This is a genomic window from Saccharothrix algeriensis (assembly GCF_016907655.1).
Classification (GTDB): domain Bacteria; phylum Actinomycetota; class Actinomycetes; order Mycobacteriales; family Pseudonocardiaceae; genus Actinosynnema; species Actinosynnema algeriense.
Window position 1 is genome coordinate 6,646,876 of sequence record NZ_JAFBCL010000001.1, and the last position, 20,082, is coordinate 6,666,957.

The 20,082-nt window shown below is 77.0% G+C and carries 11 protein-coding genes; all 11 read left to right on the forward strand.

Features of this window, described 5'->3' with window-relative positions:
* Positions 1–3 precede the first annotated feature (3 nt).
* The 11 genes from JOE68_RS29685 (at position 4) to JOE68_RS32360 (ending at position 19,993) form a co-directional block, all read left to right on the forward strand.
* Positions 4–672 carry an isochorismatase family protein gene (locus JOE68_RS29685; RefSeq protein WP_204845672.1) on the forward strand — a complete coding sequence of 223 codons (669 nt, stop codon included), beginning with the start codon at positions 4–6 and terminating at the stop codon, positions 670–672.
* Entirely contained in the window at positions 669–908 is a 240-nt protein-coding gene (locus JOE68_RS29690) for a phosphopantetheine-binding protein (protein WP_204845673.1), read from the forward strand. The genes JOE68_RS29685 and JOE68_RS29690 overlap by 4 nt, the downstream gene beginning before the upstream one ends.
* Entirely contained in the window at positions 905–1,765 is an 861-nt protein-coding gene (locus tag JOE68_RS29695; protein WP_204845674.1) for a siderophore-interacting protein, read from the forward strand. Before JOE68_RS29690 ends, JOE68_RS29695 begins: the two co-directional genes overlap by 4 nt.
* 36 nt (positions 1,766–1,801) lie before the next feature.
* Positions 1,802–2,800 carry an ABC transporter substrate-binding protein gene (locus tag JOE68_RS29700; RefSeq protein ID WP_204845675.1) on the forward strand — a complete coding sequence of 333 codons (999 nt, stop codon included), beginning with the start codon at positions 1,802–1,804 and terminating at the stop codon, positions 2,798–2,800.
* Complete coding sequence (locus tag JOE68_RS29705; protein ID WP_204845676.1) at positions 2,797–3,777, forward strand: FecCD family ABC transporter permease; 981 nt, start codon at positions 2,797–2,799, stop codon at positions 3,775–3,777. Before JOE68_RS29700 ends, JOE68_RS29705 begins: the two co-directional genes overlap by 4 nt.
* Positions 3,774–4,793 (forward strand): FecCD family ABC transporter permease, encoded by a 1,020-nt coding sequence (locus tag JOE68_RS29710; protein WP_204845677.1) that lies wholly within the window; start codon positions 3,774–3,776, stop codon positions 4,791–4,793. The genes JOE68_RS29705 and JOE68_RS29710 overlap by 4 nt, the downstream gene beginning before the upstream one ends.
* Positions 4,790–5,563: an ABC transporter ATP-binding protein gene (locus JOE68_RS29715; protein ID WP_204845678.1), complete on the forward strand. Its 774-nt coding sequence runs from the start codon at positions 4,790–4,792 to the stop codon at positions 5,561–5,563. Before JOE68_RS29710 ends, JOE68_RS29715 begins: the two co-directional genes overlap by 4 nt.
* A gap of 34 nt (positions 5,564–5,597) precedes the next feature.
* The gene (locus tag JOE68_RS29720; RefSeq protein ID WP_204845679.1) at positions 5,598–15,845 is read left to right on the forward strand and encodes a non-ribosomal peptide synthetase; all 10,248 of its coding nucleotides are present in this window, start codon (positions 5,598–5,600) and stop codon (positions 15,843–15,845) included.
* A complete protein-coding gene (locus JOE68_RS29725; RefSeq protein WP_204845680.1) occupies positions 15,842–17,239 on the forward strand; it encodes an MDR family MFS transporter in 1,398 nt (465 codons plus the stop codon). Before JOE68_RS29720 ends, JOE68_RS29725 begins: the two co-directional genes overlap by 4 nt.
* On the forward strand, positions 17,232–18,260 hold the full coding sequence (locus JOE68_RS29730; protein ID WP_307819978.1) for a 3-deoxy-7-phosphoheptulonate synthase: 1,029 nt from the start codon (positions 17,232–17,234) through the stop codon (positions 18,258–18,260). Before JOE68_RS29725 ends, JOE68_RS29730 begins: the two co-directional genes overlap by 8 nt.
* 182 nt (positions 18,261–18,442) lie before the next feature.
* A complete protein-coding gene (locus tag JOE68_RS32360) occupies positions 18,443–19,993 on the forward strand; it encodes a methyltransferase domain-containing protein (protein ID WP_204845681.1) in 1,551 nt (516 codons plus the stop codon).
* Positions 19,994–20,082 lie beyond the last annotated feature (89 nt).

Consider the following 20,082-nt stretch of genomic DNA (forward strand, 5'->3'; position numbering starts at 1 on the left):
GCGGTGTCCCTGCCCACTATCAAGCCCTACCCGCTGCCGACGGCGGCCGAGCTGCCGCCCGGCCGCGTGGACTGGCGACCCGACCCGGGCCGCGCGGCGCTGCTGGTGCACGACGCGCAGCGCTACTTCCTCGCGCCCTACCAGGGCACGCCGATCCCCGAGATGACCGCCAACATCGCCGCCCTGGTCGCGGCGGCCCGCGACCGCGGCGTGCCGGTGTTCTACACCGCCCAGCCCGGCCGGCAGGACGCGGCCGACCGCGGCCTGCTCACCGAGTTCTGGGGGCCGGGCATCGGCGCGGTCATCGACGACGACCCGCGCGCCGCGGACGTCGTGCCCGACCTCGCGCCCGAGCCCGGCGACACCGTGCTGGTCAAGTGGCGCTACAGCGCCTTCCAGCGCAGCACGTTCGCCGACCAGCTCGCCGCGCTGGGCCGCGACCAGCTGCTGATCACCGGCGTCTACGCGCACATCGGCTGCCAGGCCACCGCGGTCGAGGCGTTCATGCGCGACATCCGCCCGTTCCTGGTCAGCGACGCCGTCGCCGACTTCTCCCGGGAACGCCACGACCAGGCGTGCGAGTACGTCGCCCAGCGCTGCGGCGCGGTCACCACCACCGCCGACGCGCTCGCCGCGCTGTCGGCGCCGATCACCGCGGGAGCCACCCGATGAGCACCACCCCCACCGCCGAGCAGATCCGCGCCGAGGTCGCCGAGCTGCTCGGCTGCGACCCGGCCGGCATCGACCCCGGGGCCGACCTGCTCGACCTCGGCCTGGACTCGATGCGGATCATGAGCCTGGTCGAGCGGTGGCGCGCCGCCGGCGCGACCGACCTGGAGTTCGCCGACCTCGCCGAGCGCCCGGAGCTGGGCCACTGGACGGCCCTGGTGACGGGGGCGCGCCGATGACCCGCGCGGACCACCGCGGTCGCCACCACGAGCGCATCGCCGAGGTGCGGGCGGGCCGGGCACCGGAGAAGGTCGGCTACCCCATCCGCATCCGCCGCGCCGAGGTCGTGCGCACGGCCATGGTCGGCGCCGGGCTGCTGCGGGTCACCCTCGGCGGCCCCGGCACCGAGGGCTTCGAGGCCCACGCGCCCGACGAGCACGTCAAGGTGATCTTCCCGGACCCGGACGGGACGCTGCGGCTGCCCGAGCCCGACGGCGCGCTGCTGCGCTGGCCGCGGCCCTCGCCGACCTCCCGCGAGTACACCGTGCGCCGCTACGACCCGGTGACCGGGGAGCTGGATCTGGACGTGGCGCTGCACCCCGGCGGCCTGGGCTCGGACTGGGCCCGCACCGCCGCGGTCGGCCAGCCGGTGCACGTCGCCGGCCCGCCCGGCGGGCTGATCGTGCCGCACGACTACGACCGCTACGTGCTCGCCGGCGACCTCACCGCGCTGCCCGCGATCGCCCGGTGGCTGGAGGAGCTGCCGCGCGACGCGGCCGGCTGGGCGTTCGTCGAGGTCGCCGACGGAGCCGAGGAGATCCCGCTGGACGTGCCGACCGGCTTCGAGGTGACCTGGCTGCACCGCGGCGCCACGCCGCCCGGCACGGGCACCGCCCTGGCCGACGCCGTCCGCGCCACCGTCAAGGCCGCCGAGGGCGAACGCCTCTACGTGTGGGTCGCCGGCGAGGCCGGCGCGATCAAACCGCTGCGCCGCTGGGTGCGCGACGACCTCGGCCTGGACCGGGCCGACCACGACATCACCGGCTACTGGAAGCGCGGCGTCGCCGACTACGACGACGACCACGACCACCCCTAGACCCCCTTTTGATCGCAGAACCCCCGAGGAACACCGATGTCCATCGCCAGAACGTCCCTCGCCGCCGCCGCGGCACTCGCCCTCGCCGTGGTCGCCGGCTGCGGTTCGGGCGACGCGGACCAGGCTCAGGCCCCCGCCGAGTCGCAGACCCGCGTCTTCACCGCCGACAACGGCGACATCACCATCCCGGTGGCGCCCAAGCGCGTCGTGGCCACCGGCTACGCCGTGCCCGCCCTGCTGGAGTCCGACGCGCCGCTGGTCGGCGTCTCCACGTGGAAGCGCGGCATCCCGCTGATGACCGACGACGACCGCAAGCAGTACGAGGAGCTGCCCAAGGTGGCGGGCGAGTCGGCCGCCGAGACCAACTACGAGGCCATCGCCCAGGCCGAGCCCGACCTGATCGTCATCGGCGTGCCCAAGCCGGTGCTGGCCGACATCGACCTCAAGCGGCTGCAGGACATCGCGCCGGTGGTCGCCATCGGCCCGTCGGTGCCCTCGATGTGGCGCGACCTGTCCCGCAAGCAGGCCGACGCCGCCGGCGCGCTGTCGTCGTTCGACGCCACCCGCGGCGAGTACCAGGCCAAGGCCGAGGGCATCGCGAAGAAGTACGCCGACGTGCTGCCCCAGCTCAAGCTCGGCCACGTGGGCGCCTACGGCGAGGTCGCCAAGGGCAACTTCCAGCGCGAGTTCAACGGCTCCTGGGGCACCAACATCGCCCAGGACGCCGGCGCGAACTACTACGGCCAGGTCAAGGTCAAGGGCGGCGGCTCCAAGGACGTCAGCGAGTACCCGTCGATCGAGGAGCTGACCGCGGCGTTCGCCGAGGCCGACGCCATCTCCTACTCCGTCAGCGCCGACGGCACCGTGCCCGCGGCCGTGCAGTACGTCCTGGACTCCGAGCTGTGGAAGAACCTGCCCGCCGTCAAGGCAGGCAAGACCTTCGCCTTCCGCTACACCGAGGCGGCGACCTACCGCGCCGCTATGAAGACGCTGGACTCCGTCGACGAGGCGTTCGCGCCGCTGCTGGCGAAGTGACCGGCAAGCGGGTCGCGCTGCTGGCCGGCGCGCTGGTCCTGCTGGTCGCGGTCGCGGTGGTGGGCGTCGGTGTCGGCGCCCACGCCATCGCGCCCGTGGAGGTCGTGCGGGCGCTGCTGGACCACGACGGCTCCAGCGACCACGTGGTGGTGCGCGACATCCGCGTGCCCCGCGCCGTGCTGGCCGTGGGCGCGGGCGCCGCGCTGGCCGTGTCCGGCGTGCTGATCCAGGTCCTCTCGCGCAACCCGCTGGCCGAGCCGGGCGTGCTCGGCGTCACCGCGGGCGCCGGGTTCGCGATGGCCGCGGGCTCGGCGCTCGGCCTGGCCGCCTCGCCGGTGGGCGAGCTGCTGCTGGCCGTGGTCGGCGCGGTGCTGGCCACGCTGCTGGTGTACTCCGTCGGGCGGCGCTCGCCGCTGCGCCTGGTGCTGACCGGCGTGGCGCTCAGCGCCGTCCTGACGGGCGTGACGCTGGGGCTGCGGCTGGTGCTGCCCGACGTGTTCGACAAGTACCGCTTCTGGTCGGTCGGGTCGCTGGCCGGCCGCGAGCAGGCGCCCAACGCCGTGCCGCTGCTGGTGATCGCCGTCGCGCTGGTGTGCGCGCTGCTGCTGAGCCGCCAGCTCGACGCCGTCGCCCTGGGCGACACCGTGGCCCACGCCCTGGGCGCGAACGTGGCCCGGGTGCGGCTGGCCTCGCTGGTGCTGATCACCGTGCTGGCCGGCGCGGCCACCGCCGTCGCCGGGCCGATCCTGTTCGTCGGCCTGATCGTGCCGCACGTGGCGCGGCGGCTGGCCGGCGCGTCGGTGCCCTGGCTGATCGGCTTCGCCGCCGTGCTCGGGCCGGTGCTGCTGCTGGTGGCCGACGTGGGATCGCGGGTGCTGCTGCCCACCGGCGAGGTGCCGGTCGCGATCGTGACCGCGTTCCTGGGCGGCCCGGTGCTGATCTGGGCGGCCCGCCGCTACGGGGCGGTGCCGGCATGAGCGCCGCCGTGGTCCTGCGGGGCGGCCCGGTGTCGGTCCGCGTCGAACGCCGCACCCTGGTGCTGACCGGCGTGCTGCTGCTGGTCATCGCCGGGCTGGCGCTGCTGGGCCTGTGCCACGGGGCGACCTGGGCCAGCCCGGCCAAGGTGTTCGACGCCCTGACCGGCGGCCGGGGCGGCGTCGTCATCCGCGACTGGCGGCTGCCGCGCGTCCTGGCGGGCCTGGTGTTCGGCGCGGCGCTGGGCGTGGCGGGCGCGATCTTCCAGAACATCACCCGCAACCCCATGGGCAGCCCCGACGTCATCGGCCTGGACGCCGGCGCCTACACCGGGGCGCTGGTCGCGATCACGGTGCTGTCGGGCACCTCCGCGCAGCTGGCCACCGGCTCGGTGGTCGGCGGCGCGCTGGCCGCGCTGGCGGTGTACCTGCTGTCGCTGGGCGGCGGCCTGTCCGGGCTGCGGCTGGTCGTGATCGGCATCGCGGTCAACGCGATGCTCACCGCCCTCAACTCGTGGATCGTGCTGCGCGCCGAGCTGGAGATCGCCATCGCGGCGGTCGGCTGGAGCGCGGGCTCGCTCAACGGCGTCGACTGGGCCGACGTGCGCCTGCCGTTCGGCCTCATCGCGGTGCTGCTGGCGCTGGCGGCGGCGTGCTCGCACGCGCTGCACCAGGACGCGCTGGGCACGTCGCTGGCCGTCACGACCGGCGTGGGCGTGCAGCGGCTGCGCCTGCACCTGGTGCTCATCGGCGTGGGCCTCACCGCGGCCGTCACGGCGGTCGCCGGGCCGATCGCGTTCATCGCGCTCGCCGCGCCGCAGATCGGGCGACGCCTGGCGCGCTCGCCCGGCGTGCCGCTGCTGCCCGCCGCGCTCACCGGGGCCGTGCTGCTGCAGGGCGCCGACCTGCTCGCGCAGCTGCTGCTCGCGCCGGTGCCCCTCCCCGTCGGTGTGGTCAGCACGGCCATCGGCGGCTGCTACCTGATCTGGCTGCTCACCAAGGAGGTGCGGCGACGATGACCCGACTGACCGCCCGGGGCCTGACGCTGCGCTACGGCGACCGCGTCGTGTCGACCGGTCTCACCCTCGACGTCCCCGACGGCGCGTTCACCGCCATCGTGGGCCCCAACGCGTGCGGCAAGTCCACCCTGCTGCGGGCGTTCGTCCGGCTGCTGCGCCCCGCCGAGGGCGGTGTGCGGCTCGACGGGCGCGACGTGGGCGCCTTCCCCACCAAGGTGCTCGCCCGCTCGCTGGGGTTCCTGCCGCAGGACCCCGTCGTCCCCGAGGACATCCGCGTGCGGCAGCTCGTCGCGCGCGGCCGGTTCCCGCACCAGTCGCTGCTGTCCACCTGGTCGGAGCGCGACGAGGCCGCCGTCACCCGCGCGATGGTCGCCGCGGGCGTCGTGGACCTGGCCGACCGGCCCGCCCAGGAGCTGTCCGGCGGGCAGCGGCAGCGCGCGTGGATCGCCGTCGTCCTCGCCCAGGACACGCCCTACCTGCTGCTGGACGAGCCCACCTCGTTCCTCGACATCACCCACCAGTACCAGCTGCTGTCGCTGCTGGCGGACCTGCGCGACGAGGGCCGCACCGTCATCGCCGTGCTGCACGACATCAACCAGGCGTGCCGCTACGCCGACCACCTGGTGGCCATGAAGGAGGGCCGGGTCGTCGCCGAGGGCGCGCCCGCCGACGTCGTGGACGCGGCCCTGCTCAAAGAGGTCTTCGACCTGCCCAGCGTCGTCGTCCCCGACCCGGTCACCGGGACACCCATGGTCGTGCCCGCCCTCTGACCGCGGCACCACACCGACCCGCGAGGAGCGTGAGTTGAGCATCACCCGGCTCCAGAGCCCCACCGCCACGTCCCACCCGGTCCTCGAACTCACCAGCGCCCAGCTGGGGATCTGGCACGCCCAGCGGCTGGAACCGGACTCGCCGTACTACGTCGTCGGCGACGTCGTGGAGATCGCCGGCCCGGTGGACGCGGACGCGCTCGCCGCGGCCGTGCGCGCCACCACCGACGAGGCGGAGAGCCTGCGGCTGCGGGTGTTCGACACCGCGGACGGGCCGCGCCAGGCGGTGTCCGACCAGCCCGCGCCGCTGCCGCCGGTCGTCGACCTGTCCGGCGAGCCGGACCCGGTCGCCGCGGCGCGGGAGCTGGTCGCCGCCGAGCGGGCCCGCCTCGCCGCGGACTGCCGGGAGATGACCGACCGGGACCTGTTCTCCCACACCGTGATCCGGGTGTCCGAGCGGGAGACCTGGTACACCCAGCTCGGCCACCACCTGGTGTTCGACGGCTACACCGCGGCCATGCTCGCCCGCCGCACCGCCGCCCACTACACGGCGCTGGTGCGCGGCGAGCAGCCGCCGCCCTGCCCGTTCGGGCGGTTCGCCGACGTCGTGGCCGCCGACCTGGACTACCGGGGCAGCGCGCGCGCCGAGGCCGACCGGGACTACTGGCGCGACCGGTTCACGCCGCTGCCCGAGCTGGACGTCGCCGCCGACCTCGCCGACGGCGGCGCGCCCGAGCGGACGCTGACCGCGCGGGCCGTGCTGCCCGCCGAAGCCGTGGCGCGGCTGCACGAGGTCGCCGCCCACGCCGGCACCACCTGGGGCGAGGTGCTGATCTCCTGCTACGCCGCGTTCCTGCACCGCGTCCTGGGCCGCACCGACGTGGTGTTCGCCCTGCCGCTGATGTGCCGCACGGGCGTGGCGCTGCGCACCCCCGCGATGGCGGTCAACGTGCTGCCGCTGCGCGTGGCGGTGCACGGCGACGACCGGATCGACGGGCTGAGCCGCCGCGTCGCCGCCGTGATGCGCGAGATGCGCGCCCACCAGCGCTACCGGGGCGAGGACCTGCCCCGCGACGTGCCCGGCTCCGCGGCCCTGCTGCACGGCCGCGGCGTGAACCTCAAGGCGTTCGACCTCGCGCTGGACTTCGCGGGCGCGACCGGCGTGATGCGCAACATCGCGGGCGGGCCGCCGGAGGACATGGGGCTGAGCGTCCTGCCGGTGCCCGACGGCGGGCTGCTGCTGGGCTTCGAGGTCGACGCCCGCGCCCACGACCAGGCCGGCGTGGACCGCACCCTGGCCTCGCTGCTGCGCCTGGTGGACGAGCTGACCTCCGAGGCCGCGCCGCCCGTCGGCCGGGTGGACCTCGCGGGCGTGCCGGTGCCGGGGGAGTGGGCGACGCCCGCGCTGCCCGGCGAGCCCGCCGACGTGCCCGCGCTGCTGGACTCCCTGGCGGCGCTGGGCGACACGACCGCGCTGGTGCACGGGTCGCGGCGGATCGGCGCGGCCGACCTCGTGTCCCGCGTGCACGCCGTGGCGCGCGGGCTGCGGGCGCGCGGCGTGGGGCCGGACGACGTCGTGGCGCTGGCCCTGCCGCGCTCGGTCGACCTGGTGGTGGCGCTGCTGGCGGTGCTCGACGCCGGGGCCGCGTTCCAGCCGCTGGACGTGGAGCACCCGCCGGAGCGGCTGCGGGAGCTGGTCGCCGACACCGGGGCCGTGCTCGCGCTGGTCGCCGACGCGCCCACCGGCGACGCGCCCGCGGGTGACGCGGTGATCGCCGGCGGGCTGCCCGTCCCGTGCGCGCGGGTCGCCGACCTGGCCGGGCACCCCGGCGAGCGGCTGTCCGCCGCCGAGCTGGCCGCGCCGCGCCACCCCGACCACCTGGCCTACGTCATCCACACCTCGGGCTCCACCGGCTGGCCCAAGGGCGTGCTGGCGCGCGTGGGCGGGCTCACCGCCCTGATCCACCACCACCGCGCCACGACGGTGGCCGACACCGCCGCCGGCCGGCGGCTGCGGGTGGCGCACACCTACTCGTTCGCGTTCGACTCGGCGCTCGACCAGCTGCTGTGGCTGCTGTGCGGCCACGAGCTGCACCTGTACGACGCGGACACCGCGCGGGACGCGGACGCGCTGCTGGCCGCGTTCCGGCGCGACCTGATCGACGTCGTGGACACCACCCCGTCGCTGGCGGCCCCGCTGGTGGACGCCGGGCTGCTGCACGGCGGGCGCCGCCCGGCCCTGCTGGTCCTGGGCGGCGAGGCGACGCCGCCCGCCCTGTGGCGGCGCGTCGCGGCCACCGGGGTGCCGGCGCGCAACATGTACGGCCCCACCGAAGCCGCCGTGGACAGCACCACGGCCCGCGTCGAGGGCGCCGAGCCGACCATCGGCCACCCGCTGTCCGGGACCCGGGTCTACCTGCTGGACAACGCCCTGCGCCCGGTGCCGCCCGGCGCGCGCGGCGAGCTGTACGTCGCGGGCCCGCACCTGGCGCGCGGCTACCTGGGGCGGCCGGCGCTGACCGCGGAGCGCTTCGTCGCCGACCCCCACGGCGCGCCCGGCGACCGGATGTACCGCACCGGCGACCTGGCCCGCTGGGTCCCCGGCCGCGGCCTGGAGTACGCGGGCCGCCGCGACGACCAGGTCAAGGTCCGCGGCCACCGCGTGGAGCTGGGCGAGGTCGAGGCCGCCCTCGGCGCGACGCCCGGCGTCCGCGCCGCCGCCGCCGCGATCCACACCGGGACCGGCTCGCCGCGCCTGGTCGGCTACGTCGTGCCCACCGGCCCGCTCACGCCCGGCGAGGTGCGCGAGGAGCTGGCGCGGCGCGTGCCCGACCACCTCGTGCCCTCCGTCGTCGTGGTGCTGGACGCGCTGCCCGTCACCGCCAACGGCAAGCTCGACCGGGCCGCGCTGCCCGCGCCGCGCACCGCCGGCGGCGGCCGGGCGCCGCGCACCGAGCGGGAGCGGCTGCTGGTCGACATCGCCGCCGAGGTCACCGGCGCGAGCGAGGTCGGCGTGGAGGACGACTTCTTCGCCCTGGGCGGCGACAGCATCTCGGCCATCAGCGTCAGCAGCAGGCTGCGCGCGCACGGCCTGGAGCTGCGCCCGCGCGACCTGCTCGGCCGGCGGACCCTGGCGGCCCTGGCCGCCGCCGCCCGCGAGATCGACGCGGCCGGCCCCGGGGGCCCCGACGCGCACGACGAGCCGACCGGCCCGGTGCCCGCGCCGCCGATCGTGCGCGCCCTGCTCGACCCGAACCCCGACCCCGACGCCGTCGCCGGCTACGCCCAGTGGACCGCGCCGCACGTGGCCGACCTCGACCTGCCCGCCCTCACCGCGGGCGTGCAGGCCGTGCTCGACCACCACGACGCGCTGCGCCTGCAGGTGATCCCCGACGGGCTGGTGGTGCGCCCGCGCGGCGCCGCGACCGCCGTCGTCACCGAGGTCCGCGCGGACGGACCGGCCGAGGTCGCCCACCGGCTGGCCGGCGAGCTGGACCCGCGCCGGGGCGAGGTGCTGCGGGTGGCCCTCGTGCGCACCCCGACCGGCGACCGGCTCGTCGTCGTCGCCCACCACCTCGTGGTGGACGGCGTCTCGTGGCGCGTGCTGCTGCCCGACCTCCAGGCGGCCTGCGAGGGCCGCCCGCTCGCCCCGGTCGGCACGTCCTGGCGGCGCCACGCCACCGCCCTGGCCGAGCAGGGCCGCACCGGCGCGCGGCGCGCCGAGCTGGACCACTGGCGCGCCACCCGCGACGACCTGCGACTGGGCCACCGCCCGCTGGACCCGGCCCGGGACACCGCCGCCACCGCCCACCGCAGCACCACCACCGCGACCGCCGAGCAGACCGCCGCCGTCCTGACCACCCTGCCCGCCGCCTACCGCGCGGGCGTGGACGAGGTGCTGATCGCGGCGTTCGCGCTGGCCCTGCGGCTGTGGCAGCGCGAGCGGGGCCTGCCCGGCCGCGCCGCGGTCACCGTCACCGTCGAGGGCCACGGCCGGGACCTGCCCGGCGCGGACCTGTCCCGCACGGTCGGCTGGTTCACCGGCGAGCACCCGCTGCGCGTGCCCGCCGACGCCGTCCGCGCCGACGCGGACCTGGCCGACGCGCTCGCCGGCGGCGCCGCGGCGGGCCGCCTGGTGCGCGCCGCCAAGGAGGCCAAGCGGGCCGTGCCCGACAACGGCGCCGGCTACGGCGTCCTGCGCCACCTCGACCCCGCCACCCGCGCCGAGTTCGCCGTGCCGCCGCCCGACGTGCTGCTCAACCACCTGGGCCGGTTCGCGCCGCTGCCCGGCCCGTGGCGGCTGCCCGCGGGCGACGCGTTCGCCGTCACCGAACCGCCCGGCAAGGCCCTGGAGCAGGTGCTGGCGCTCAACAGCTTCGTCCACGAGGACGGCGGCGCGCCGCGGCTGGCCGTGGAGTGGACCGCCGCCGGCGAGGTCCTCACCCGCGAGGCGGTCGCCGACCTGCACGCCGCGTGGCGCGCCGCGCTGGACGCGCTGGACCGGCACGCGCGGCGCGTCGGCCCGGACGGCGGCGGCCTGACCCCGTCCGACCTGCCCCTCGTCGCGCTCGACCAGGACGCCATCGACGCCCTGGAGCGCCTCGGGCGGGTCGAGGACGTCCTGCCCGCCACGGCGCTGCAGGCCGGCCTGTCGTTCCACAGCCTCGTGCGCGGCGATGAGGACACCGACGTCTACGTGGTGCAGGCCGTCACGCTGCTGCGCGGCGACCTGGACCCCGACCGGATGCGCGCCGCCGCCGCGGAACTGCTGCGCCGCCACCCCGCGCTGCGCGTCCACCTGCACACCACCGCCGCCGGCGAGGTGGTGCAGATCGTGCCCGCCGACGTGACCCTGGACTGGCGGCACGTCCGCACCACCCCCGACGGCCTCGACGCCGAGTTCCGCGCCGACCTGACCCGGCCCCTGCACCCCGACCGGCCGCCGCTGATCCGGTTCCTGCTGTGCACGCTCGGCGGCGACGAGCACCGCCTGGTGATCACCAACCACCACGCCCTGCTGGACGGCTGGTCGATGCCGCTGGTGGGCCGCACCCTGCTCGCCCTCTACGCCGAGCTGGGCGGCGGCCCGCCGGCGCCGGTCGCGCCGCCCCCGGGCGAGTACCACCGCTGGCTGGCCGGGCGCGACCACGACGCCGGGCTGACCGCCTGGCGCGAGGCCCTGGCCGGGCTGGAGGAGGGCACGCGGCTGGCCCGCGAGTCCTCGGTGGTGGACCGCCCCGAGCGGGTCACCGTCGGCCTGGGCGCGGAGTTCAGCGACCGGCTGCGCGCGTTCGCCCGGTCCCGCGGGGTCACCACGACCACCGTGCTCCAGACCGCGTGGGGCGTGCTGCTGGGCCGGCTCACCGGCCGCCGCGACGTCGTCTTCGGCTGCCCGGTCTCCGGCCGCCCCGCCGAGGTCGACGGCGTCGAGTCGATGATCGGCCAGCTCGGCAACACCATCCCCGTCCGGGTGCGCCACACCGCCGCCGACACCGCCGCGGACCTGCTCGACCGCGTGCACGCCGAGAGCGTCGCCCTGGCCGAGCACCACCACGTCGGCCTGCCCGACATCCAGCGCGCGGCCGGCCTGGGCGAGCTGTTCGACACCATGCTGGTGATGGAGAACTTCCCGCTCTCCAGCCGCCACCGCGTCACCCTCGCGCCCGGCCTCGACCTGGTCGGCGTCGACATCACCGACGCCACCCACTACCCGCTGACGGTGATCGTCCTGCCCGACGAGGAGATCACCCTCGGCCTGGGCTACCAGCCGCAGGTGCTCGACGAGGCCACCGTGCGCGGCTACGGCCGCTGGCTGCGCACCCTGCTGCACGAGATCGTCGACGACCCCGACCGCCCGGTCGCCCGGCTGCGCGCCCTCGACGCCCGCGAGCAGGACGACCTGCTGCGCCTGGGCGCCGGGCCGCGGCCGAAGCGGGCGCGCGGCGACGTGCTGGCGGAGTTCGGCCGGTGGGTCGCCGACACCCCCGACGCCGAGGCCGTGGTCTGCCGCGACCGCTCGCTGACCTACGCCGAGCTGGACCGGCGCGCCAACCGCCTGGCCAACGCCCTGCTGGCCCGCGGCGTCCGCCCGCAGGACCCGGTGGCGGTGCTGCTGGGCCGTGACGTGGAGCTGGTCGTCGCCCTGTTCGCCGTGCTCAAGGCGGGCGCGGTGCACGTGCCGATGGACCCCGACTACCCGCGCGACCGGCTGGCCTACATGGCCGAGGACATCGCGCCCGCCGCGGTGATCGCGCAGTCCCACCCGGGCTTCGGCGACCAGCCGCTGGTGCGGCCCGACGCCGACGCGCCCTCCGACGACGACCCGGTGCACGCGCGGGCCGGGCTGACCCCCGACTCGCTGGCCTACGTCATCTACACCTCCGGCACGACCGGCAAGCCCAAGGGCGTCGCCGTGCCGCTGCGCGGCCTGCCGAGCCTGATCGCGCTGCAGGAGGACGTCGTCGGCATCGGCGGGCGCGAGCGGTACCTGCACTTCGCCTCCACCAGCTTCGACGTGGCGTTCTGGCAGTTCATGCTGCCGCTGCTGTCGGGCGGCACGTCGGTCATCGCGCCCGAGGAGGTGCGCGTGCCCGGCGACGAGCTGCTGGACTACATCGCCGAGCACCGCGTGACGGGCGTGAACCTGCTGCCGTCGTTCCTGGCGGCCATGCCCGACGACCGGACCGTGCCGCCGGAGGTGTTCTTCGTCGTCGGCGCCGAGCGCCTCGACCCGGAGCTGGCGCGCCGCTGGGGCGACCGGCGGGCGCTGTTCAACGCCTACGGGCCCACCGAGGTCACCATCAACTCCGTCACCTGGCACTACGCCCCCGACGACCCGGGACCGCTGCCGATCGGCCGCCCCGACCCCGAGGTGCGCGCCTACGTGCTCGACGGCGGCCTGCTGCCGGTCGGCGTCGGCGTGACCGGCGAGCTGTACCTGGCGGGCCCGAAGCTGGCCCGCGGCTACGTCAACCGGCCGGGCCTGACCGCGGAGCGGTTCGTGGCCGACCCGTTCGGCGCGCCCGGCGAGCGCATGTACCGCACCGGGGACCTGGTGCGGTGGCGGCCGGACGGGCAGCTGGTGTTCCTCGGGCGGGCCGACCACCAGGTCAAGGTGCGCGGGTTCCGCATCGAACTGGCCGAGGTCGAGACGGTGCTGTCGCGGCACCCCGGCGTGCGGGCGTGCGCGGTGATCGTGCGCGAGGGCCGGCTCGTCGGCTACGTCATCCCGGCCACCGCCACGACCGACACCGCCGCCACTCCCGGCACCGCTGCCGCCCCCGACAGCGCCGCCGCCCCCGACAGCGCCGCCGCCCCCGACAGCGCCGCCACTCCCGGCACCGCTGCCACGACCACCGCGGTTGCCGCCGGGTTGGACCTCGCCGACGTGCGCGCCCACCTGGCCGCCGAGCTGCCCGACCACATGGTGCCCGCCGCGCTGGTGGTGCTCGACCGCCTGCCGCTGGGCCCCACCGGCAAGCTCGACCGGGCCGCGCTGCCCGCGCCCGAGGTGCGCGCCGCCGCCGCCCGCGAACCGGCCACGCCGACCGAGGCCGTGCTGCTGGAGGTCTTCCGCGAGGTGCTGGGCCGCGCGGACGTGCAGCTCGACGACGCGTTCCTGGACGTCGGCGGCGACAGCATCGTGTCGCTGCGCCTGGTGTCCCGGGCCCGCCGGGAGGGCCTGACGCTGACCGCGCGGGACGTGTTCGAGGGCGCCACCGTCGCGGGCATCGCCGCCCGCTGCGGCGCGGCCGAGGAGCCCGAGGCCGCGCCGGCGGTCGGCGACGCGCCGCTCACGCCGGTGATGCGGGACCTGCTGCTCCGCTGCGCGGCCGGCGGCGCCTCCGCCGACAGCTTCTGCCAGTGGGTCGAGGTGTGCGTGCCGCCGGGCTCGGTCGACACCTGGCGGCGGGTCCTGGACGCCGTGTTGGCCCGCCACGACGTGCTGCGCGCCCACCTGGCCGACACCGGCGCCGACGGCCCCGTGCTGCGCATCCCCGAGGTGGGCGCGGTGACCGCCGCCGACGTGCTGGTGCACGTGCCGGCGACCGGCGACCTGCGCGCCCTGGCCGACCGGCACGTCGCCGAGGCCCGCGCCCGCATGGACCTGCGCACCGGGCCGCTGCTGCGCGCCGTGTGGCTCGACGCGGGGGAGCGGCCGGGCCGGCTGGTGCTGGTGGGCCACCACGTCGTCGTGGACGCGGTGTCCTGGCGCGTGCTGCTCGACGACGTCGAGCACGCCCACGCCGGCCACCCGCTGCGCCGCCACGGCCAGTCCTTCCTCGGGTGGGCCCGGTCCCGCCGCGACCACCGGCCGGTCCTGGTCGCGGACGTCCCGCCGCCGCTGGCCCGCACGCCGCTGGACCCCGCGCGCGACACCACGGCCACGGCCGTGCACCACGTGGTGCACCTCGACCCGGAGACGACCAGGACCCTGCTCACCACCCTGCCCGCCGCCTACCGCACCACCCCGGACACCGTCCTGCTGACCGCCCTGGCCCGCGCGGCGGCCCGGTGGCGCGGCGGCGCGGCGGACCTCCTCGTCGCCCTGGAGAGCCACGGCCGCACCGACGAGCTGTCGCAGACCGTCGGCTGGTTCACCGCCGTGCACACCGCCCGGGTCACCCCGGCCGGCACGGCGTCCGCCGCGCTCAAGGCGGTCAAGGAGCAGCTCCCGCGCGCGGTGGCCGCGACGCCGGAGGTCTCCTGGAACTACCTGGGCCGCTTCCCCGCCGCCCCGACCGCGGAGGTCCCCTGGCAGGCCCCGCCGGACGCCGACCCGCTGGGGTCCGGCGGCGACGACCTGCCGCTGCCCCACGCGCTGATGGTCAACGCCCTGGAGCGCGACGACCGGCTCGGCGTCCGCTTCACCTGGCCCGGGGCCCTGTTCGACGCCGAGGAGGTCGCCGAGCTGGCCGAGCACCTGCGCCGCGCGGCGACCGACCTCGCCGCCGACCCCGACGCGCGCGAGCGCGCCGGGCTCACCCCGTCCGACCTGCCGCTGGTGGACCTCGACCAGGCCGCGATCGAGCGGCTGGAGGGCGACCGCGCCGTGGCCGACGTCCTGCCGCTCACGCCGCTGCAGGAGGTGGTGCTGCGGCACGCCGAGGTCTACCCCGTGCAGGCCGCGTTCACGGTGGCCGGCGCGCTGGACGTGCCGGCGCTGCACGCCGCCGGCGCGGACCTGCTGCGCCGCCACCCCAACCTGGGCGCGGTGTTCCCGCCCGACCTGCCCGTGCAGGTGGTGCCCGTCGACCCGCGGCCGGACTGCCGCCTGGCCGAGGTGGCCGACGTCGAGCAGGCGCTGGCCGACGACCTCGCCGAGCCGTTCGACCCGGCCACCGGCCCGCTGGTGCGCCTGTCGGTCCTGCGGCACGGCGCCGAGCAGGTCGTCGTGCTGACCACCCACCACGTGCTGTCCGACGGGTGGTCCGCGCCGCGCATCCTCACCGAGCTGTTCGCCCTCTACGCCGCGCGGGTCGCGGGCGTCGCGCCGGACCTGCCCGCGCCCGTCCCGTTCGCCCGCTACCTGCGCTGGCGCGCCGGGCGGGACCACGACGCCGACGTGCGGGCGTGGCGGGAGGAGGTCGCCGGCCTGCCCGAGGGCGACTACCTCACCCGCGGCAGGCCCACCCCGGTCGGCCCGGTGGACCCGGTGCTGTTCGCGGTCGGGCCGGACGTGGTCGCCGGGCTCACCCGCGCCGCCGCGCGCCGCGGCCTGACGCCCAACACGCTGCTGCAGGGCGCGTGGGCGACGGTGCTGGCCGCCCGCTCGGGCCGCGCGGAGGTGTGCTTCGGCGCGATGGTGTCCGGGCGGCAGGCCGACGTGGAGGGCGTGGAGGACATCCTCGGCCTGCTCGCCGGCACGGTGCCCGTGCGCGTCCGCCTCACCGGTGTCCTGGGCGACGCGCTCGCCGACCTCCAGGCCCGCCAGCAGAACCAGGCCGTCCACGTGGGACTGTCCGAAATAGAGGGTGATCGCGTGCGGCTGTTCGACAGCCTCGTGGTGTTCGAGAACTACCCCGTGGACCCCGAGCGGCTGCGCGAGCCCGCGCCCGGCCTGACCGTCACCGCCGCCCGGTTCCGCGAGCGCACCCACCACCCGGTCACGCTCACCGTCGTCCCGGAGGGCGGCGGCTGGACCGGTGTCCTGGGCTGCCTGCGGGGGGTGTTCACCGCCGCCGAGGAGCGCGCGCTCGCCGACGACCTGCTGGCCGCCCTGCGCGACCTGCCCGCCGGCCTCGACGCCGACGCGGGCGACTTCCTCGCGGGCCGCTCGTGACCGCCCCCGTGGTCGACCGCTCCCTGTGGCGGGCCGCGTTCGTGCTCGTCCTGGGCACGTTCATGGCCACGCTCGACAGCACGATCGTCTCCGTCGGCCTGGACGCGCTCGCCGAGCGGTTCCACGCGCCGGTCACCGAGGTCCAGTGGGTCGGCACCGCCTACCTGCTGGCCGTGGTCGCGGCCGTGCCCGCGTCCGGGTGGCTGGCCGACCGGTTCGGCGGGCGGCGGGTGTGGCTGTGCGCGGTCGCGCTGTTCCTGCTCGGCTCGCTGCTGTGCGCGGTGGCGTGGTCGCTGCCCAGCCTGGTGGTGTTCCGGGTCGTGCAGGGCCTGGGCGGCGGCCTGCTGCCGGCGACCGGGCAGGCGCTGCTGGCGCGGGCCGCCGGGCGCGAGCGCATCGGCCGGCTCATCGGCGTGGTCGGCGTCGTGCCGCTGCTCTCGCCGGTGCTCGGGCCGCTGGTGGGCGGCGCGATCCTGGGCGTCGCCGACTGGCCGTGGCTGTTCCTGGTCAACCTGCCCGTCGGGCTCGGCGCGCTGCTGCTGGCCCGCCGGCACGTGCCCGCGGCGCCGCCGGCCGAGCGGCCCGGCGCGTTCGACGTGCGCGGCGCGCTGCTGCTCTCGCCCGGCCTGGCCGTCCTGGTGTACGGGCTGTCGGGCTTCGGCCACGGCCCCGCGCTCACCCCGGCGCTGGTCGTCGCGGTCGGGGCGGGGGCGCTGGTGGCGTTCGTCGTCCACGGCCTGCGCACCACCCGCGTCCCGCTGATCGACCCGCGCCTGTTCGCCCGGCCGCCGTTCGGGGCGGCGGCGCTCGCGCTGGCCCTGCTCGGCGCGTCGGTGTTCGGCACGATGTTCCTGCTGCCGCTGTACCTGCAGACCGACCTGACGGCGTGGCAGGCGGGCCTGCTGCTCGCGCCGCAGGGCGTCGGCGCCGCGCTCGGCTCGGTGCTGGTGACCCGGGTCGTGGACGCCGCCGCCCCGCGCACCCTCGTGCTGGCCGGCATCGGGCTCGTCGCCGCGGGCACGGCGCCCCTGACCCTGCTCGGGCACGACCTGCCCGACGCCGTGATCGTGTTCGCGCTGCTGGCGCGGGGCACCGGCGCGGCGCTGGTCGGCGCACCCGTGATGGCGCTGGTCTACCGGGCGGTCGAACCCGCCCGCCTGCCGCGCGCCGCCGGTGCGCTGAACCTGCTCAACACCGTCGGCGGTTCCGTCGGCACCGCGCTGCTCGCCGTCGTGCTCCAGAGCCGGCTGGCCGCTCGCGGCGCCGACCCCTCCGCCGTCTCCGCCGCGTTCGCCGACACCTTCTGGTGGGTGCTCGGCCTGGTCCTCGTCGCGGCCGCCGCAGCGACCAGGCTGCCCCGCCCCGACAACGAGAAGGGCACTGCCGATGCTTGACACCCTGCCCACACCCGCCGACGTGGCCGCAGCGCACCCGCTGCCGGCCACCGCCGCCGACGACATCGCCCGGCACCGCAACACCGTCGCCGACGTGCTGGCCGGGCGCGACCCCCGACTGCTCGTCGTGGTCGGGCCGTGCTCCGTGCACGACCCGCTCGCCGCCCTGGAGTACGCGCGCCTGCTCGCCGCCGAGGCGAGCCGGCTCGCCGACGACCTCGTGGTCGTGCTGCGGGCCTACCTGGAGAAGCCGCGCACCGTCTCGGGGTGGACCGGCCTGCTCACCGACCCCGCGCTGGAGGGCAAGGGCGACATCGCGACCGGCCTGCAGGTGGGCCGGGCGTTCCTGGTGGAGGCGGCGGCGCTGGGGCTGCCGCTGGCCTACGAGTTCGTGGACCCGATGCTGGCCCACCACGTCGCCGACACCGTGAGCTGGGGCGCGGTGGGGGCGCGCACGGTGGCCGCGCAGCCGCACCGGCACCTGGCGTCGTGGCTGCCGATGCCGGTGGGGCTGAAGAACTGCGTCACCGGCCACCTGGGCACCGCCATCGACGCGATCCGGGCGTCCCGGCTGCCGCACACCTTCCCCGGCGTCGGCCTCGACGGGCGCCTCACCACGCTGCGCAGCACCGGCAACCCGGACACCCACCTGGTCCTGCGCGGCGGCCGGGAGCCCAACTACGGGGCCGCGCACGTGTCGGCCGCCCTCGACGCCCTGAACGCGGCCGGCCTGCCGCCGCGGGTGGTCGTGGACGCCTCGCACGGCAACAGCGGCAAGGACCACAACCGCCAGCCCGGCGTGGTCGAGGACCTGGCCGGCCAGATCGCGGCGGGCAACCGCCGGCTGACCGGGGTGATGATCGAGTCCTACCTGTCCGACGGCAACCAGAAGGCGCCCCGGCGCCCGGACGTGAGCCTGACCGACGCGTGCCTGGGCTGGGCCCGCACCACGCCGCTGCTGGAGGTCCTGGCCCGCGCCGTCCGGGCGCGGACGGCGGTGCCCAGCGCGGCGACGGTCTGACGGCGCGGCGCTCGCGCCGGGGGAGGGGCCGCGCGCCCCTCGTGGCGGCGGGGCGGCGGCCCGTCGAGCGGTCCGGGAGGGGACCGCTCGACGGGCCGCGCGGCCCGCGCGAACCGGCGGACCCGGGGCCGCGCGCGGGGAAGCGGCCGGGCGCGGGGGCGGCTCGGTGTACGGTTCCCGCCGTGGAGCGCTCGATCTTCCCGACCGGCAGCCGGAACCGATCCCTGACCAGCCTGCGCGCGCCCGGCGCCGAGCCGGACGGGAGCGCCCCGGCCGACCAGGCCCCGCCGCCCGCCGCCCCGGTCCCGCCGGCCGACACCCCGGCCGACACCCCGGACGACCTGGAGGCCGCCGTCGAGCGCGCCTACCGGCTGATCCTCGGCCGGCCGGCCGACCCGGAGGGCCTCTCCCGGTACGTGGCGGGGCTGCGCTCCGGCGAGGTCGCGCTGCCCGACGTCTGCGCCGGCCTGGCGGCCTCCGAGGAGTTCGCCCGGCGGCTGACCCCGCCGCCCGCGCCGACCGCCGCCGACACCCGCCCCGAGGACGACCCGGACTGGGTCGACGTGGCGGAGCTGATCAGGACGGTGACCGTGGAGGAGCTGGCCGAGCGCGCCGAGGGCTACTTCCGGGCGGTGGAGGACCCCGAGCTGCTGCTGACCAAGCCGGCCAAGGACCCGACCGACGCGCCCGACCTGCTGGTCACCTTCGGCCAGGTGCTGCGCGGCCTGCGCCCGCAGCCGGGCATGACGGTCCTGGACTTCGGCGCCGGCACCTGCTGGACCAGCCGCTTCCTGACCCAGCTCGGGTGCCGCGTGATCGCGCTGGACGTCTCGCCGACGGCGCTGGAGCTGGGCAGGCGGCTGTTCGAGGTCCAGCCCGTGCTGGGCGACCAGCCCGAGCCGGACTTCCTCGTCTTCGACGGCCACCGCATCGACCTGCCCGACGCGAGCGTGGACCGCGTCCTGTCCTTCGACGCCTTCCACCACGTGCCCAACCCCGACGAGGTGATCCGCGAGATGGCGCGGGTGCTGCGCCCCGGCGGCATCGCGGCGTTCTCCGAGCCCGGCGACCGCCACTCGGTCCAGGCGCAGTCGCAGTTCGAGATGCGCAACTACGGGATCATCGAGAACGACGTCCTGATCGACGAGGTCTGGGCGTGGGCGCGGGAGGCCGGGTTCGCCGAGCTGCGGCTGTGCCTGTTCGACTCCGCGCCCCGCTGGGTGGACGTCGAGACCTTCCACGACGTGGTCGCCGGGCAGGAGGCCGGCCAGGACGTGTTCTCCGCGCCCACCCGCGCGGCGATCGGCGACCGACGCCTGTTCGTGCTGCGCCGCGAGGGCGAGGCGGCGCTGGACAGCCGCGAGGCCAGGGGCCTGGTCGCCGAACTGGCGCTGGACGACGTCGAGGTCGACCGGTCGGGCGAGGTGGTCGTCGTGACCGGCTCCTGCCGCGTGCGCAACCCCGGCCCCCGGACCTGGCTGCCCTCCGACGCCCGCTTCGGCCCCGTGCTGCTCGGCGTCCGGCTCCACCTGGCCGACCGCACCACGCGCGATCTGACCCGGGTCCCGCTGCCGGGGCGCGGCGTCGAGCCGGGCGGGAGCGCCGGGTTCCCGGTGCGGGTCGAGGTGCCGCCCCAGCCCGAGGGCGTCGTGGCGGTGGAGTTCGACCTGGTCAGCGAGCGGGTGTGCTGGTTCGGCGCCAACGGCTCGCCGGTGGTCAGGCTCGCGCTGTGACCCGGGCGGGGCTCACCGCCCCGAGGGCGTCGATCGCGGGGTGGTGAGCCCCGCCCGTTCCGCGTCGGGAACGCCGGCCGCCGGCAGGG

Bases quoted from the DNA above. Each gene is read 5' to 3' on its own strand.
- JOE68_RS29690 (WP_204845673.1), top strand. From the start codon at position 669: ATGAGCACCACCCCCACCGCCGAGCAGATCCGCGCCGAGGTCGCCGAG.
- JOE68_RS29710 (WP_204845677.1), top strand. From the start codon at position 3,774: ATGAGCGCCGCCGTGGTCCTGCGGGGCGGCCCGGTGTCGGTCCGCGTC.
- JOE68_RS29700 (WP_204845675.1), top strand. From the start codon at position 1,802: ATGTCCATCGCCAGAACGTCCCTCGCCGCCGCCGCGGCACTCGCCCTC.
- JOE68_RS29715 (WP_204845678.1), top strand. From the start codon at position 4,790: ATGACCCGACTGACCGCCCGGGGCCTGACGCTGCGCTACGGCGACCGC.
- JOE68_RS29695 (WP_204845674.1), top strand. From the start codon at position 905: ATGACCCGCGCGGACCACCGCGGTCGCCACCACGAGCGCATCGCCGAG.
- JOE68_RS29730 (WP_307819978.1), top strand. From the start codon at position 17,232: ATGCTTGACACCCTGCCCACACCCGCCGACGTGGCCGCAGCGCACCCG.